The following is a 14089-nucleotide window of genomic DNA, read 5'->3' as shown; positions in this document are numbered from 1 at the left end:
CGGTTGTTCTCCCCGTAACAGTGCCATGGCCATTTTCATTCCGAGACACCTGTTCCGATCCGCGAGACGATGTCGTCCCAGTAGCCGGGCATGGTCTCCCAGGGGTCTCGTGCGCCGCCGCGTTCGGTGCCGTCCGTGAACCAGATCGTCGCGGCGCCCTGCCAGCGGGCGATGCGCAGCGCCTCGTCGAGATGCCCGCGCGGCACTCCGTGCACGAAGTGGCAGAAGCGCTCCGGCGGGTGCTCCGCCGTCCACTCGGCCACCTGCGACCAGCGGTAGTCGCTCCAGGGACCGGAGAAGGTGACCAGCTGGTCGGCGAGCTCGGCGTAGCCGGGGTGCGGGTGGACGCCGTGGTCGAGGACGACGTGGGGTGCGTCGTGGAGCGTGCGCAGCGCGCCGGCCGTGCGGCGCAGTCCCGGCAGCGTGCCGCGGTCGGCCGGGGAGCGGTCGAGGAGGAAGCCGTCGACCTGGTACCAGTCGAGGTAGCGCTGTGCTTCGGAGATCACCTCGGCGATGGCGCGGGCGCCGTACAGCGCGTCGATGCGCCCGAGGACCCGGATGCCCGCGTTGCGCAGCCGGCCGGCGGATTCCAGACAGCTCGGGTCGGGGCGCGAGCCGGGTCCGTCGGCGACGTCCAGGGCGACCCAGTGCAGGGGCCTGCCGGGCCGCGCGAGTTCGCCCCACTCGGCGGGCGCGACCAGGGGATGCGCGAGGCCCGGGGCGCCGAGGCCGGTGCGGACGTCGGTGGTGCCGGGGTGCGCGCTGCCCGCCGGGGTTCCGGTCAGATACGACATGCCGCCTCCATCCAGATGTCGGCGAGGGACTCCTCGAGGTTGATCCGGGGGCGCCAGCCGAGCCGGTCGCGGGCGGTGCGCACGTCGGCCTGCTGCCAGCTGCCGCAGCCGTCCGGGTACGGGTACGCGACCGGGCCGCCGTGGTCGGCCTCCAGGCGGGGGTGGCCGATGGCGGGCCGCAGGTGGCCACCGGGCGGGCCGTCGAGTTCGTGGAGGGCGCCGCCGTATCCGGCCACGCGCGCGAGGATCGCCGCGGCGTCGCGCAACCGGACGGCACGACCGGAGCCGATGTTGATGACGCCCTGTGCGGCGGAGAGGGAGGCGGCGTGTACGGCTCGGGCCACGTCACGGACGTCGATGAAGTCCCGCTGCGCGCCGAGACCGCCGAGCTTGAGTTCGCCGTCGCCGGACTGCATGGCGCGCCGCATGGCCTCGGCGAGGCGGCCCAGCGGGGAGCCGGCGGGCGTGCCCGGGCCGGCGGGCGAGAAGACCCGGAGCACGACGGCGTCGAGTCCGGAACCGAGGACGAGTTCGGTGGCGGCGAGCTTGCTGACGCCGTACGGGCCGCCCGGCCGGGGTACGGCGTCCTCGGCCGTGGAGGAACCGGGCTGGCTCGGGCCGTACTCGGCGCCGCAGCCGACCTGGACCAGCCGGGCGCCGCAGCCGCTGCGGCGCAGGGCCTCGCAGACGGTGGCGACGGCGACGGTGTTGTGCCGGGTGAGCTCGCGGGCGCCGCCGCGGGTGGTGCCCGCACAGTTGACGACGACCTGGGGGTGGACCGCGTCGAGGAAGCGGGTGAGCGCGCCGGGGCTGCCGGACGCGAGGTCGAAGCGGACGTCCGCGTCGTCGCCGCGGCCGAGCGCGGTGAGCTGGACGGCGGGGTCGGCGAGCAGGCGGTCGGCGACGAAACGGCCGAGGTAGCCGTTGGCTCCGATCAGCAGAACCCTCATCGTGCGGCTCCCGGGGTGTGCGCCGTGGCCGGGGTCACCATGGCCGGGGCTGCCGGGGCTGCCGGGGCCGGGGCGCCGGCGACCGCGGGTGCCCCGGTGGCTGCGGTCGTTCCGGATCGGGAGGTGGTCATCTGGTCTCTCCTTCGGGGGTGTTGCGATGGGCTGCGACGGAGTGCGGGAGCGCTGACGTCGTGCGGTCGGGGCACGGTGGGGGGTGCGCCCCGTGGGGTGGCCGCGGCGGCCGCGGGGAGTGGCGGGGGCGGGCTCGCGTCAGCACGGCTGGTCCGTTCCCGCGTGGGCCGAGGCCCGGGTCAGCGTGCGGGCGGCGTGAACGAGCAGGGCCAGGGCCGCGCTGCCGCAGACGAGGAACGGAACGCCGGCCGGACCCCAGGCGGTGGCCAGGTCGTTGACGGGCACGGCCAGGAAGTCGCAGCCGGGCAGGCGGCCGGCGAAGACCGCGGCCGGGGCCAGCGCCTCGGCCGCGCCGGCCGCCCCGAGGACGACCGCGGGGGCATGGGTGACGCCGTGCACCATGAGGAGGCGGGCCAGGAAGAGGAGGCCGCCGAGCGTGAGGGTGTGGCCGTATCCGGCGGGCTCGCCCAGGACCGCCGCGCTGACGGCGGTCAGTGCGGTGAGCGCGCCCAGGAAGAGGGCGAGGACGGCGAGCAGCAACGGCTGCACGGAGGCGGCGAACTCGTCGAGACCGCGGCTGGTGCCCAGGCGGCGGCGGGCACGTGTGGCCAGGAGGTGGGCGCACCATGCGGCGGGCGCGCAGGCAAGGGTGAGGGCGAGCAGCGGAGCGGCGGCCACCGGCCAGGGGCCGTCCGCCGTCCCGTCGGGCAGGCCGTCCGGGCCGCCGCCGACGGCGGCGCTCAGGAGGCTGTCGCCGAGGGCCGCGTAGGCGAGGAGCCAGCAGGTCCAGGCCTCCGTCCGGTGCGGCCCGGGGTGGGCACCGCGGTGCGGGCTCAACGGCCCCCGGCGCAGCGCCGCGTGCACGGCGAGGACGACGGCGAGGAGGCCTGCGGCGGCGACGAGGAGCGAGGTGCGCCCGTGGGTGAGACGCACGCCGGTCACGGTCGTGGCGCACAGGATGCCGGGCAGCAGGGTGAGCAGCGCCCAGTCCAGGCGGGGCCGCGGGGCGGCGGTGGGCGCGGCGAGCAGCGGTGCGTCCCCGTCGCGCGGGACCCTGGCGTACATCTCCTCGGCGAGGGAGAAGACGTCCCGGTGCCGGAAGCGTGCGGCGGTGCGGTCGGTGACCCCGTGGGCCTCCAGGCCCGCCGCGATCTCCAGGGGGTCGACGGCCCGTTCGCACAGTTCGCGGTGACGGCGCATCAGGGCCTTCACCGGGTCCACGCCGCCCCGGCGGGGCGCGGTCGGCCCCGGACCGCCGGCCGCGGCGACCTCGTCGGCGGGGGCGCGGAAGCGGGTGCCGACGGCATCGCCGACGCCGTGAGCGGGGCGCGCGTCGGCGCGACCGGGGATGCCCACAGGGCCCCCCTCACCGGCGCCGGCGGCGGCAGAGGCGGCAGCAGAGGCGGCGGCAGCAGCAGCGGAGCCGGCGTCATGGGGTGCTTCGGGTCGGTCCGGTCCGTCCAGAGGGCTCATCGTGCTCCCTCCGTCGCGGCGACCGGCGAGGCGTCCCGGGCCTGCGGGCCCGTCGCCCAGGCCGGGCCCGGCCGGGCGGTGACGGGCGCGCCCGGGCCGGTCTGCAGGCCGGACAGACACTCCTCGGGCGGGACGGCGAACGGTCGGGGTTCGCCGTCGTCGTCGAAGAGGAACCGGCGCGTCGGGGCCTGTGAGACGAGCTCGAGGTAGATGCCGTGGAACGCCGTGACGTTCTGCTCGACGGTGAACAGTTCGAGGGCGCGGGCACGGGCGGCCGCACCCAGGCGCGCACGGCGCTCGGGGTCGTGCAGCAGCGCGACGCAGGCCTCCGCGAGGGCCCGCGGATTGCGCGGCGGGACGACCAGTCCGGTGCCTCCGATGACCTCGACCACCGCGCCGACGTCGGTCGACACGGTCGCCCGGCCGCAGAGCATCGCCTCGACCAGGCCGACCGGGAAGCCCTCGACGACGCTGGACAGGACGACGACCGCCCCGGCCGCGTACGCCTCGGCGAGGGTGGCCGACTCAGGGCCGCCGATCTCCTCGAAGGAGACCGGGTTGTCGCCGACGGCGTGCGGTCCGTCCGCCTCGTCGGGGAAGAGCTGGGCGGCCAGCATCCGGCAGTGGCCGAGGTAGGCCCGGCCCTCCTCGCCGGACGCCGCGCCGATGATCCGCAGCCGGGTGCGGGGCTCCTCCTTGCGGATCTCCGCGAAGGCGTGCAGCAGGGACACCAGGTCCTTCGCCGGTTCCACCCGGCCGATCCAGACCAGCGTGTGCGGGTCGGCGGTGTCCGGGGAGTCGCCCACGTGGGCGAAGCGGGACGTCTCCATGCCCGGGTAGACGGTGCGCAGTTTGGCGCGGTCGGCGCCGCACCGCTCCTGCCAGCGACGGGCGTGCGCGTTGCCGGGTGTGACGCACGCGGCCTGCCGGTAGACCTCGGCCGCGAGCCGGCCGTGGAAGGCGGCGAGCAGGGCGCGCACGGCGGGGGCGGACAGGGCGGGAGCGGGCACGGCGGACGGCGCGCTCCCGGGGCCCGCCGGGGAGGCGCCCCGCCCCGAGCTCAGGTAGTGCGTGCGCAGTCTCACCCCGTACTCGGTGACCAGGAGCGGCACGTCGAAGAAGTGGCGTGCGAGGAGTCCGGGCAGGGCGGCCGCGCCGCCGGACGCGGCGTGGCAGACATCGACCGCGCCGAGGCCCCGGCCCCCCTCGTCGCCCTGGTCGTCGTACCAGTCGAGCGAGAGGGGGCGCAGGGCGCTTTCGAGGTGTGCGGCGACGGCTAGCAGATCGGGTACGCGCGCCTCGCGCGCCGGGCGCAGCGCGCCGGGCGCGCGGCAGGCCCGCTCCAGGGCGCGCACGGCGCCCTCCGAGCGGAGTGCTCCCACCAGACCGCCCTCGTCGCGGGCGAGTTCGGCGAGGCCGTAGAACGCGGTGGCGAAACGGTCCGCCTGAGCGGTGGGACCGGCCTGCGAGAGGGCGGTCGGGTCCGACGGGTCGCCCTCGCACAGGGCGGCCACCAGCTCCCCGTAGGACTCGGCGAAGCGTCGGCGCGCACGGCGGCCGTGGACCACCCCGTCGTCCTGCGCCGTCCACAGCGGCGCGGTGCGCACCCGGCTGACCTGCGGCGGCAGGGCGACCCAGCCGCCGTCCTCCTGGGCTGCGGTCCGACTGAGCGCGTACACCTCGAACTGGTGCTGCTCGAGCCCGCGCACGAGCCGGTCACACCAGAGTCCGGCGTCACCGCTCACATACGGATAGCCACCCTCCGTCAGCAGTCCGATGCGCACGCGCACCCCCGATCTCCCGTTTGGTGAGCCGTCGTTGACCCGGCGGCTCGCAGCGGGAAGAACGTATGCGGACAAGGCGGTGGCGCGACGGACGGTTGTCCGTCGCGCCACCAAAAGGGGTGAACGGTCGTAACTTTCCCGTGCGGGTCGCGTTCGGTCGCGCTAAGAGATCATCCGACTGCGCAACGTCACGCGAGGGGTCCGGGGGCGGCACCCGTTCGGTCCACCCGTCGCTCCGCGCGTCTGCGGGCCGCGACCGCCGGGGTGAGAGCCGGGGCGAGAGCCGGCACGGCGGCGAGGAGCTGCCTGGTGTACGGGGTGTACGGGGTGTACGGATCGCCCGGCTTCCCGTGCACGTCGTCGGCGGGCCCCTCCTCGACGACGCGCCCGCGCCGCATCACCTCGGCCCGGTCGCCGACCTGGCGCACCATTGTCGCCCCGCGTCAACTCCCGGGGAAGGCCCAGGCGTTGGGCAGGCAGTGGATCCCGTCGTGGTCGAGGAACTTCGTCTGCTGCTGCATGACGGGCGCGAGCTCGCCGTCCTTGTCGCAGGTGACATGGCCGAAGCCGAGCCGGTGGCCGACCTCGTGGTTGATCAGCATCTGCCGGTAGGCGTACATCGCGTCACCGAAGGTCGACGAGCCCTGCGCCCACCGGTAGGCGTTGATCATCACGCGCTCGGTGGCGGCCGAGTCGCAGGAGACGTTGTCCTCCGTGGTGTCCAGACCCGACTTGGCGCACCACTCGGCGGTGGTGCCCGGGCTGGCGAGCGTGATGACGAAGTCGGGCTTGCCCGAGTGGATCCGCTCGAAGGTGCGGGCGCCGCCGTGGGCCCAGCTGCGGTCGTCGTTGAGCGTCTTCTGCACGGCCTGGGCGAAGAGTTCGCCGTCGAGCCCGAGCCCCTGCTCGACGTCGACGCGGTAGGTGTACTTCCGCCCCTTGCCGGGCGCCTTGGCGACGCCCGCGATCGCGTCGAACTTCCCCGACCCCTTGAGCGCGGCGGCCAGGGGGTACTTCGCGGACATCTTCTGCGTGTACGTCAGAGCGACGACGCCGGGCGACACCGAGGGGCTCGGCCGGTCGTCCCCGCGTGTGGCGTCGTCGGCGGAGCCCCGTTCGGCCCGCTCGGTCGCGGCCTGCGACCGGACGGCTTCGTCGCCCCGCCCCTCGGCGACCTGTCCGGCCACCACGACGGCCAGCACCGTGGTGACGGCGGCGGCCGCGATGCCGGTGAACGCCCGGCCCTTGCCTCCCTTGGCGGCGGATGCGGACTCGCCGGCGGGCGGCACGCCGTCGCCCCGGTCCGTGGCGGCCGGGGCGCTCTCGCGGGAGACGGCGTCGGCGTCGGGCGCGGGAGCGTGCGGGACGCGCTCCCGGGGGCGCGGCGGCGCGTAGATCGGTCTCGCGCGCGTGAAGACGTCGTCTTCCTCGTCGGCGCCGAAGGCGTCGAGGTAGTCCTGGCGTGGTCCCTGGCGTGTCCCGCGGCCGGAAGGGCGGGGGCCCTGGCCGGGGCCGTTCGGAGGCATGGGTCGCTGACGCGGTATCACGGGCTGCCCGGTACCCGGCTGACGCGCTCTCAAGTCACCCCAGCCGCCTCCGGTCTCACGCTGCTCCGGGTGACCGCCGCGGGCCTGCGGGAACCCATGGGCGGGCGTCCCGTCGGCGAAGTGGGGCACGCCGTGCGCCGGCGTGCCGTCGGGGCCCAGCGGCGGGGCCTGGGTGCGGCCACCGCGTACGTCTCCTTGCACGGGCCCCGCGGGACTCCCCTGAGGGGCCTCCTGTGACGCGCCCCGGGGGGCGGCGTCCCCCGCGCGCTTGGGCGCGGGTCCACGCCGGCTGTGGCGTCCCACGACGGCCTCAGCCTCCCGGGGTCTCGGTCGCGGCCGTGGTGTCGGCCAGGAGTTCCCGGAAGGCTCTCGCCACGGTCTCGGGGTACTCCATCATCGCCACGTGACCGGCGTCCGGCAGCGTCAGCAGACGGGAGCCGCGGAAGGCGCGGGCGGAGCGCTGCGCCATGCGGTAGCCGACGAGCTGGTCGCGGCCACCGTAGACGAGAAGTGTCGGGGCGAGGACGCGCTCGGCCTGGCGCCACAGCCCGTGCTGCCCGCCCAGCGTGTAGGCGCTCAGTAGTCCGCGCGTCGAGCGCGTCAACGCGTCCCAGAAGTACGGCAGTTGCAGTCGGCGCTCCAGCTCGTGCACCGCGTCCCGGAACGCGTCCGGGCTGACCCGCCCGGGATCGCCGTAACAGAGGCCCATGACGCCGCGGACGCGCTGCTCGGCCGTCCACTCACGGGTGAACCGGCTGAAGAGCGCGGCCACGCCGGGCAGGCCGACCAGGCCCGTGGGGACCGCCGTGCGCTGCACCCGCAGCTCCGGGAGGGCGGGCGAGACCAGCGTCAGGGTGCGCACGAGGTCCGGGCGGACCGCGGCGACCCGCGTGGACACCGCGCCGCCGAGGGAGTTGCCGAGGAGATGGACGGGCCCGCGCCCGGCGGCGTCGAGATAACGGATCACGGCACGCGCGTGTGCCGTGACGGAGTAGTCGCCGTCGTCAGGTGGCGGGGAGTCGCCGAAGCCGGGGAGATCGACGGCCTCGCTGGCCACCGACCCGTCGAGCGCGGCCATCAGCGCGGACCAGTTCTGCGAGGAACCACCGAGGCCGTGCACGTACAGCGCCGGCGGGAGTCCCGCGCGCGCGGGGGGCCGGGACCGGACCGTCATCGTGACGCCGGGCAGCCCCACGGACCGCAGCCGCTCGCCCTCCGCGACCCTTACGGCGGCCGCCTTCGGCAGCACGCTGGTGGGCGGCACGGAGGGGAGCTCGGTCGAAGACATGCGGGCAATGTTACGAGACGATCACGCGCGGCCTTGTGTGTTCGCCGTCACACGCATGGACGGTGGGACCGACGAGGCGGTCCGAGAGCCGCCCGCGAGCCGTCAGCGCACGGCTGGCGGGCCGAGGACGGGCAGATCCGCTCCCAGGGGTCATACCTGCGGGAATCAGGGGCACTCCGCACAGCGATCGCATAGCGTCCGAAACGGGTGTCTCCTAGGCTCATATCGAGGGCACCCGCTGGTGGCCCCCGCAGTTAGCAGGGGCGTTCGTAGGAAGGGAGCCCGCCATGACCGTTGACCCCACCGACCCGGAGGCGTTCGACGAGGACGTCGACCTCGAGGAGATCGACGTGGAGGCGCCCGAGGCCGACGCGGCCGAGCAGTACACGGACGTCACACAGGAGCGCGACGACCCCCTGGAGGACGTCGATCCCGCCCGGGCCAACGAGGCCGATCTCGCCGAACAGGCGCGCGTCGTCTCGATCGACGAGGACGACTACCGCTGAAGGGCGCTGAGCCGGCACGGCGGCCGAGTATGCCCGGAACCTACCGTTTCAAAACCATCTCGACCACTTCTGTCCTCGTCCAGTCCGTGAAATTCTGCGCTCGCACCGCGCGCACCTGGGTTACCGAAAAGTACGATGGCGAAGCGGCGCTCACCGCAAGAGGACGACTTTGGGAGGCGGCGTGACAGCCATCGAGCAGACAGAGGCGGCGCGCCCGCGGGGCACACGCCTGCCGCGCCGTGCCCGGCGGAACCAGCTGCTGGGCGCCGCCCAGGAAGTCTTCGTCGCACAGGGCTACCACGCGGCCGCGATGGACGACATCGCCGAGCGGGCCGGCGTCAGCAAGCCGGTGCTCTACCAGCACTTCCCGGGCAAGCTCGACCTCTATCTCGCCCTGCTGGACCAGCACTGCGAGTCGCTGATCCAGGCCGTGCGCGGCGCGCTCGCGTCGACGACCGACAACAAGCAGCGCGTCCGGGCCACCATGGACGCGTACTTCGCGTACGTCGAGGACGAGGGCGGCGCCTTCCGCCTGGTCTTCGAGTCGGACCTGACCAACGAGCCCGCGGTGCGTGAGCGCGTCGACAAGGTGACGGGCGAGTGCGCCGAGGCCATCTGCGAGGTCATCGCCGAGGACACCGGCCTCTCCCGCGCGGAGTCGATGCTGCTCGCCTCCGGCCTCGGCGGCCTTGCTCAGGTGGTGGCCCGGTCCTGGCTGCACAGCGACCGCAGCGTGCCGCGCGACCAGGCGGTACAGCTGCTGGCCTCGCTGGCCTGGCGGGGCATCGCGGGGTTCCCGCTGCACGGCATCGATCAGCACTGAGGGGGCAGGGCGGGCGTTTGTTCCCGCCCGCTGTTCGCTCCTGGCGTGGACGGGCGCGCCGTGTACGTCCCCTCACCGGGCTAATGTGTGCAGCGTACGGCGCGGACGCCCGCGCATCTCATGACCGTCGGAGGGACATAGCCGTGGAGGTCAAGATCGGCGTGCTGCACGCGCCTCGCGAGATCGTTCTGGAGAGCGGTCAGACTCCCGAGGAGGTCGAGCGCGTGGTGGCCGAGGCTCTGGCCGGGAAGTCGCAGCTGCTCAGCCTCGTGGACCAGCACGGCCGCAAGGTCCTGGTCCCGGCCGACCGTCTGGCCTACGTCGAGCTGGGCGAGCCCGCCCCGCGCAAGGTGGGCTTCGGCGCACTGTAGTAGGCGCAGCGATCCGCGGGAGGGGCCCGGCGACCGACACGGCCGCCGGGCCCCTCCCCCTTTGCGCGCCCCTCCCCCTTTGCGCGCCCCTCCCCCTTGCGCGCTCCTCCCCCTGTCGCGCGCCGCCCCGCCCCCGCCGCGGCTCTCCCCCGCCGCTGGATTCTTCCGCCCCGTGGCCGCCGTCCGCCTCTCTCCAGGGGCGGGGCACGACGCGGGCCGCGGGGAGGATTGCATTCCGCAGGTCACGGGTATGACGCGCTACGACGTTGGTGCACAGCCCCGCCGCCTGGGAGGGACCCAAATGATCTTGGAAGCGCTCGGCTCCGCTGTGCTCGGTCTCGTGCTCGCGTGGACGGCGGTCACCCGCCTCTCCCACCGCCTGCCGGTCCGCACGCTGGTCTTCGCGACGGGGATCGCCGGAGCCCTGTTCGGAGACTTCGTCACCCGCAGCGCGCTGGGCCCCGGCAGCTTCCTGGCGAGCCTCCTCGGTGCGGCGATCATCTCCGCCGCCTCGCTCTCCCTGCTGCTGCGCCCCGCCGGCCGACTGCGCCGCCGATCGGCGCCTGCGTAACGCCCCTCGGGGCCGGCGTGACCCGGCACCGGCGAGGCCGCCGAGGAGCGGGGGCAGCGACCCACCGGACGCCGCCGCCCTGCCCGACCCCCCGGCCCGCGCCGACGCCCGGCCCGTCGGCGGCTCCTGGCTAGGCCGCGAGGCCCAGAGCGGCCATCCGCTTGGTGTGCGCCTCGGTGATCCGGGAGAACATCCGGCCCACCTCGGCGAGGTCGAAGCCGTCCGCGACCCCGCCCACCAGCATCGTCGACAGCGCGTCGCGGTCCGCGACCACCCGCTGGGACTGCGACAGGGCCTCGCCCATCAGCCGCCGCGCCCACAGCGCGAGCCGGCCGCCCACCCGCGGCTCCGCGTCGATCGCCGAGCGCACCCGGTCCACGGCGAAACCCGCGTGGCCGGTGTCGTCGAGCACCGCCAGCACCAGAGCGCGGCTGTCGGTGTCCAGCCGCACCGCGACCTCACGGTAGAAGTCGCTCGCGATCGAGTCGCCGACGTACGCCTTGACCAGGCCCTCCAGCCAGTCCGAGGGGGCCGTCTGCCGGTGGAATCCGTCGAGTGCGGCCACGAACGGCTCCATGGCCAGCGTCGGCTCCTCGCCGATCTCCGTGAGCCGGTCCCGCAGCCTCTCGAAGTGGTGGAACTCCGCCGACGCCATCTTCGCCAGCTCCGCCTTGTCCGCCAGGGTGGGCGCCAGCTTGGCGTCCTCCGCGAGCCGCTCGAACGCCGCAAGCTCGCCGTACGCCAACGCGCCCAACAGGTCCACGACCGCGGCACGGTACTGCGGATCGGCGGAGGCCGTCGCCCAGTCCTGGGCCGCGATTCCGGTGGCGGTGATCTCGGGCTTGTCAGAGGTCGTCATGCAGCGCACAATAGCCCGCTCGTCGCGGGGTGGAAGTCCCTGGTCAGTCAGTGTGACGACGAAGACGCAACGGATCGGTCCAGGCACTGTGACAGCCACAACGTGACCGAATCGGCCATCGCATGTGCGCGATTCCAGGGTATGGTGGTAATGCGCCTGCCGAATATTCGACGGGCCGCACGTATGAGGATGCCCGGTCGGTGGCCCGATCGGCTCCGACCCGACAGCCCTCATGGCTCGTACGGCACATCGCGTACGCCGGCCAGAGGGACACCCTCAGCGGTACGAGCGCTAGAGCGTCGGCAGAGGTCCCGTGCCATACGGCTTGCCGTGAGCGGTTCGCCCGTAAGGCATCCGACGTCCCCGGCACGGTCCGTCACGACCCCCGCGCTCGCCTCGCACCGCGTACACAGAAGAGGCAGCACCCTGACTACGTTCCGAGAGCTCGGAATCCTTTCCGAGACCGCCGAAGCCCTCGAGGCCGTCGGCATCACCACCCCCTTCCCCATCCAGGAGATGACGCTCCCGGTCGCCCTGACGGGCACGGACGTCATCGGACAGGCCAAGACGGGTACCGGCAAGACGCTCGGCTTCGGCCTCCCGCTCCTCGAGCGCGTGACCGTCCCCGCCGACGTCGAGGCCGGCCGCGCCCGCCCCGAGGACCTCACCGACGCCCCGCAGGCGCTCATCGTCGTCCCCACACGTGAGCTGTGCACGCAGGTCACCAACGACCTGCTGACCGCGGGCAAGGTGCGCAACGTCCGCGTCCTCGCCATCTACGGCGGCCGCGCCTACGAGCCCCAGGTCGAGGCCCTGAAGAAGGGCGTCGACGTCGTCGTCGGCACGCCGGGCCGTCTGCTGGACCTCGCGGGCCAGAAGAAGCTCGACCTCAAGCACATCCGCTCGCTCGTCCTCGACGAGGCCGACGAGATGCTCGACCTGGGCTTCCTGCCCGACGTCGAGAAGATCATCAACATGCTTCCGGCGAAGCGCCAGACCATGCTGTTCTCGGCGACCATGCCGGGCGCGGTCATCGGCCTCGCACGCCGCTACATGTCGCAGCCCACGCACATCAACGCCACCTCGCCGGACGACGCGGGCCGCACCGTCGCGAACACCAAGCAGCACGTGTACCGCGCGCACAACATGGACAAGCCCGAGATGGTCGCCCGCATCCTGCAGGCCGACGGCCGCGGCCTGGTCATGGTGTTCTGCCGTACCAAGCGCACGGCGGCCGACCTGGCCGACCAGCTCCAGCAGCGCGGTTTCGCCTCCGGCGCGGTCCACGGCGACCTCGGTCAGGGCGCCCGCGAGCAGGCGCTGCGCGCCTTCCGCAACGGCAAGGTCGACGTGCTCGTCTGCACCGACGTCGCCGCCCGCGGCATCGACGTCGAGGGCGTCACGCACGTCATCAACTACCAGTCCCCCGAGGACGAGAAGACGTACCTGCACCGCATCGGCCGTACCGGCCGCGCGGGCGCCAAGGGCATCGCGATCACGCTCGTCGACTGGGACGACATCCCGCGCTGGCAGCTCATCAACAAGGCGCTGGAGCTCGAGTTCAGCGACCCGCCGGAGACGTACTCCACCTCTCCGCACTTCTTCGAGGAACTCGGCATTCCCGCGGGCACCAAGGGCGTCCTGCCGCGCTCGGAGCGCACCCGCGCCGGGCTCGACGCGGAGGAGCTCGAGGACCTGGGCGAGCCGGGCGGCCGCAACGCGCGCGGTCGCGGTGACCGCGGCGGCCGGGGCGGGCGGGGCGAATCCCGTTCCGGTGGACGTTCCTCCGAGCGCTCCGCGGACCGTTCCGACGACCGCGAGGAGGCGGCCCGTACGCCGCGTCGCCGTCGTCGTACCCGCAACGGCTCACCCATCGACGCGGCTGCGGCACCCGCCGGGACCGCACTGGAGCAGGGTCCCGCCGCCGAGCGGACGCCCGTCGCCGAGGAGGCCGCCGGCCCGCGCACCCCGCGCCGTCGCCGCCGTACCCGCAACGGGTCCGCGCCGGAGGCCGTCGCCCCGGTGACAGCCGTCGAGCCCGTCGCGGAGACGGCCGCGGCGACGGCGGAGGGTCCCACCCTCGACACGCCGGAGACCCCGACCGCGACCGAGGCGTCGAAGCCGCGCCGCCGCCGCACCCGCAAGACGGCCGCCGCCGCCGAGACCGCGGTCGACACCGCCGAGGCGACCGAGGCCAAGCCGCGCACCCGCACCGCCCGCAAGGCCACGGCCGACATCCCGGCCCAGGCCACGCAGGAGACGGAAGCCGTCAAGCCGCGCCGCACCCGCAAGACCGCCGCGTCCGCCCCGGTCGAGGCCGAGGCGAGCGCCGCGGTCGACACGGCCGAGGCCACCGAGGCCAAGCCGCGCCGCACCCGCAAGACGGCCGCCAAGTCCACGGCGACGGCCCCGGTCGCGGCGGAGGCCGTCGTGGAAACGGCCGAGGCCACCGAGGCCAAGCCGCGCCGCACCCGCAAGACGGCCGCCAAGTCCACGGCGACGGCCCCGGCCGCGGCGGAGGCCGTCGTGGAGACGGTCGAGGCCACCGAGGCCAAGCCCCGCCGGACGCGCAAGACGGCGGCCGCCAAGACCGCCGCTGCCGCCACCGCCGTCGAGGCCCCGGAGGCTCCCGAGGCCGACGCCAAGCCGCGCCGCACCCGCAAGACGGCGGCCGCCAAGACCGCCGAGGTCGTTGAGGTCGCCGCCGTGGCGGAGCCGGTCGCGGAGGCCGCCGTCGCGAAGCCGCGGCGCACCCGCAAGGTGGCTGCCGCCGCCGCGGCCCCCGTCGAGGTAGCCGTCGAGACGGCCGAAGGCGCGGAGCCCAAGCCCCGCCGCCGTACGACCCGCAAGGCCACGGCCGACATCCCGGCCCAGGCCACGCAGGAGACGGAAGCCGTCAAGCCGCGCCGCACCCGCAAGACGGCGGCCGCCAAGGCCGTCGCGGAGCCGACGGACGGCTGAGCCGACGAGCTCACACGCGAGGGCCCGGTC

General features: G+C 74.5%; 13 protein-coding genes and 1 pseudogene. 5 read left to right on the top strand and 9 right to left on the bottom strand.

The genetic code is table 11. The annotated features are described in order from the left end of the window. Window positions 1–35: 35 nt before the first annotated feature. The 8 genes and pseudogenes from QF032_RS25895 to QF032_RS25860 form a co-directional block, all read right to left on the bottom strand. Window positions 36–794: a spherulation-specific family 4 protein gene (locus QF032_RS25895; protein ID WP_307045728.1), complete on the bottom strand. Its 759-nt coding sequence runs from the start codon at window positions 792–794 to the stop codon at window positions 36–38. Further along, window positions 782–1744, bottom strand: coding sequence for an NAD-dependent epimerase/dehydratase family protein (locus tag QF032_RS25890; protein WP_306949405.1), 963 nt, complete (start codon window positions 1742–1744; stop codon window positions 782–784). The genes QF032_RS25895 and QF032_RS25890 overlap by 13 nt, the downstream gene beginning before the upstream one ends. Beyond that, window positions 1741–1875: a hypothetical protein gene (locus QF032_RS25885; RefSeq protein WP_307057663.1), complete on the bottom strand. Its 135-nt coding sequence runs from the start codon at window positions 1873–1875 to the stop codon at window positions 1741–1743. The genes QF032_RS25890 and QF032_RS25885 overlap by 4 nt, the downstream gene beginning before the upstream one ends. Window positions 1876–2014: 139 nt before the next feature. After that, window positions 2015–3232 carry a hypothetical protein gene (locus QF032_RS25880; RefSeq protein ID WP_307057662.1) on the bottom strand — a complete coding sequence of 406 codons (1218 nt, stop codon included), beginning with the start codon at window positions 3230–3232 and terminating at the stop codon, window positions 2015–2017. A 113-nt stretch (window positions 3233–3345) separates the two neighbouring features. Continuing rightward, window positions 3346–5133, bottom strand: coding sequence for a DUF3492 domain-containing protein (locus tag QF032_RS25875; RefSeq protein ID WP_307060373.1), 1788 nt, complete (start codon window positions 5131–5133; stop codon window positions 3346–3348). A gap of 188 nt (window positions 5134–5321) precedes the next feature. Further along, window positions 5322–5564: pseudogene (locus tag QF032_RS25870) on the bottom strand (hypothetical protein); the annotation flags it as partial. Between the two features lie 12 nt (window positions 5565–5576). Then, on the bottom strand, window positions 5577–6881 hold the full coding sequence (locus QF032_RS25865) for a DUF3152 domain-containing protein (protein WP_307045725.1): 1305 nt from the start codon (window positions 6879–6881) through the stop codon (window positions 5577–5579). 109 nt (window positions 6882–6990) lie between these two features. Then, complete coding sequence (locus QF032_RS25860; RefSeq protein WP_307045722.1) at window positions 6991–7968, bottom strand: alpha/beta fold hydrolase; 978 nt, start codon at window positions 7966–7968, stop codon at window positions 6991–6993. Between the two features lie 287 nt (window positions 7969–8255). Between QF032_RS25860 and QF032_RS25855 the strand changes: the two genes are divergently transcribed. The 4 genes from QF032_RS25855 to QF032_RS25840 all read left to right on the top strand — a co-directional run bounded on the left by QF032_RS25855 (window position 8256) and on the right by QF032_RS25840 (window position 10239). Then, window positions 8256–8474, top strand: coding sequence for a hypothetical protein (locus QF032_RS25855; RefSeq protein ID WP_307045720.1), 219 nt, complete (start codon window positions 8256–8258; stop codon window positions 8472–8474). A gap of 181 nt (window positions 8475–8655) precedes the next feature. Further along, window positions 8656–9297 carry a TetR/AcrR family transcriptional regulator gene (locus tag QF032_RS25850; RefSeq protein ID WP_306949409.1) on the top strand — a complete coding sequence of 214 codons (642 nt, stop codon included), beginning with the start codon at window positions 8656–8658 and terminating at the stop codon, window positions 9295–9297. Window positions 9298–9440: 143 nt separating this feature from the next. Then, window positions 9441–9668: a DUF3107 domain-containing protein gene (locus tag QF032_RS25845; protein ID WP_020130831.1), complete on the top strand. Its 228-nt coding sequence runs from the start codon at window positions 9441–9443 to the stop codon at window positions 9666–9668. Between the two features lie 301 nt (window positions 9669–9969). Further along, window positions 9970–10239, top strand: a complete 270-nt coding sequence (locus QF032_RS25840) for a hypothetical protein (RefSeq protein WP_307045719.1) — start codon at window positions 9970–9972, stop codon at window positions 10237–10239. 130 nt (window positions 10240–10369) lie between these two features. Here QF032_RS25840 and QF032_RS25835 read toward each other — a convergent pair whose 3' ends face one another. After that, window positions 10370–11107, bottom strand: a complete 738-nt coding sequence (locus QF032_RS25835; protein WP_306949411.1) for a ferritin-like fold-containing protein — start codon at window positions 11105–11107, stop codon at window positions 10370–10372. A 507-nt stretch (window positions 11108–11614) separates the two neighbouring features. Between QF032_RS25835 and QF032_RS25830 the strand changes: the two genes are divergently transcribed. Beyond that, window positions 11615–14059: a DEAD/DEAH box helicase gene (locus QF032_RS25830; RefSeq protein ID WP_307057660.1), complete on the top strand. Its 2445-nt coding sequence runs from the start codon at window positions 11615–11617 to the stop codon at window positions 14057–14059. Window positions 14060–14089: the final 30 nt, after the last annotated feature.

Origin of the sequence: Streptomyces achromogenes (assembly GCF_030816715.1) — a bacterium.
Classification (GTDB): domain Bacteria; phylum Actinomycetota; class Actinomycetes; order Streptomycetales; family Streptomycetaceae; genus Streptomyces; species Streptomyces achromogenes_A.
The sequence above is the reverse complement of the archived record's forward strand: the minus strand, read 5'-3'. Positions and strand labels throughout refer to the sequence as shown.

What these genes read in the sequence shown, in the direction of transcription:
- QF032_RS25895 (WP_307045728.1), bottom strand. Translation starts at nt 794, where the DNA reads ATGTCGTATCTGACCGGAACCCCGGCGGGCAGCGCGCACCCCGGCACC.
- QF032_RS25885 (WP_307057663.1), bottom strand. Translation starts at nt 1,875, where the DNA reads ATGACCACCTCCCGATCCGGAACGACCGCAGCCACCGGGGCACCCGCG.
- QF032_RS25830 (WP_307057660.1), top strand. Translation starts at nt 11,615, where the DNA reads ATGACGCTCCCGGTCGCCCTGACGGGCACGGACGTCATCGGACAGGCC.
- QF032_RS25860 (WP_307045722.1), bottom strand. Translation starts at nt 7,968, where the DNA reads ATGTCTTCGACCGAGCTCCCCTCCGTGCCGCCCACCAGCGTGCTGCCG.
- QF032_RS25890 (WP_306949405.1), bottom strand. Translation starts at nt 1,744, where the DNA reads ATGAGGGTTCTGCTGATCGGAGCCAACGGCTACCTCGGCCGTTTCGTC.
- QF032_RS25855 (WP_307045720.1), top strand. Translation starts at nt 8,256, where the DNA reads ATGACCGTTGACCCCACCGACCCGGAGGCGTTCGACGAGGACGTCGAC.
- QF032_RS25840 (WP_307045719.1), top strand. Translation starts at nt 9,970, where the DNA reads ATGATCTTGGAAGCGCTCGGCTCCGCTGTGCTCGGTCTCGTGCTCGCG.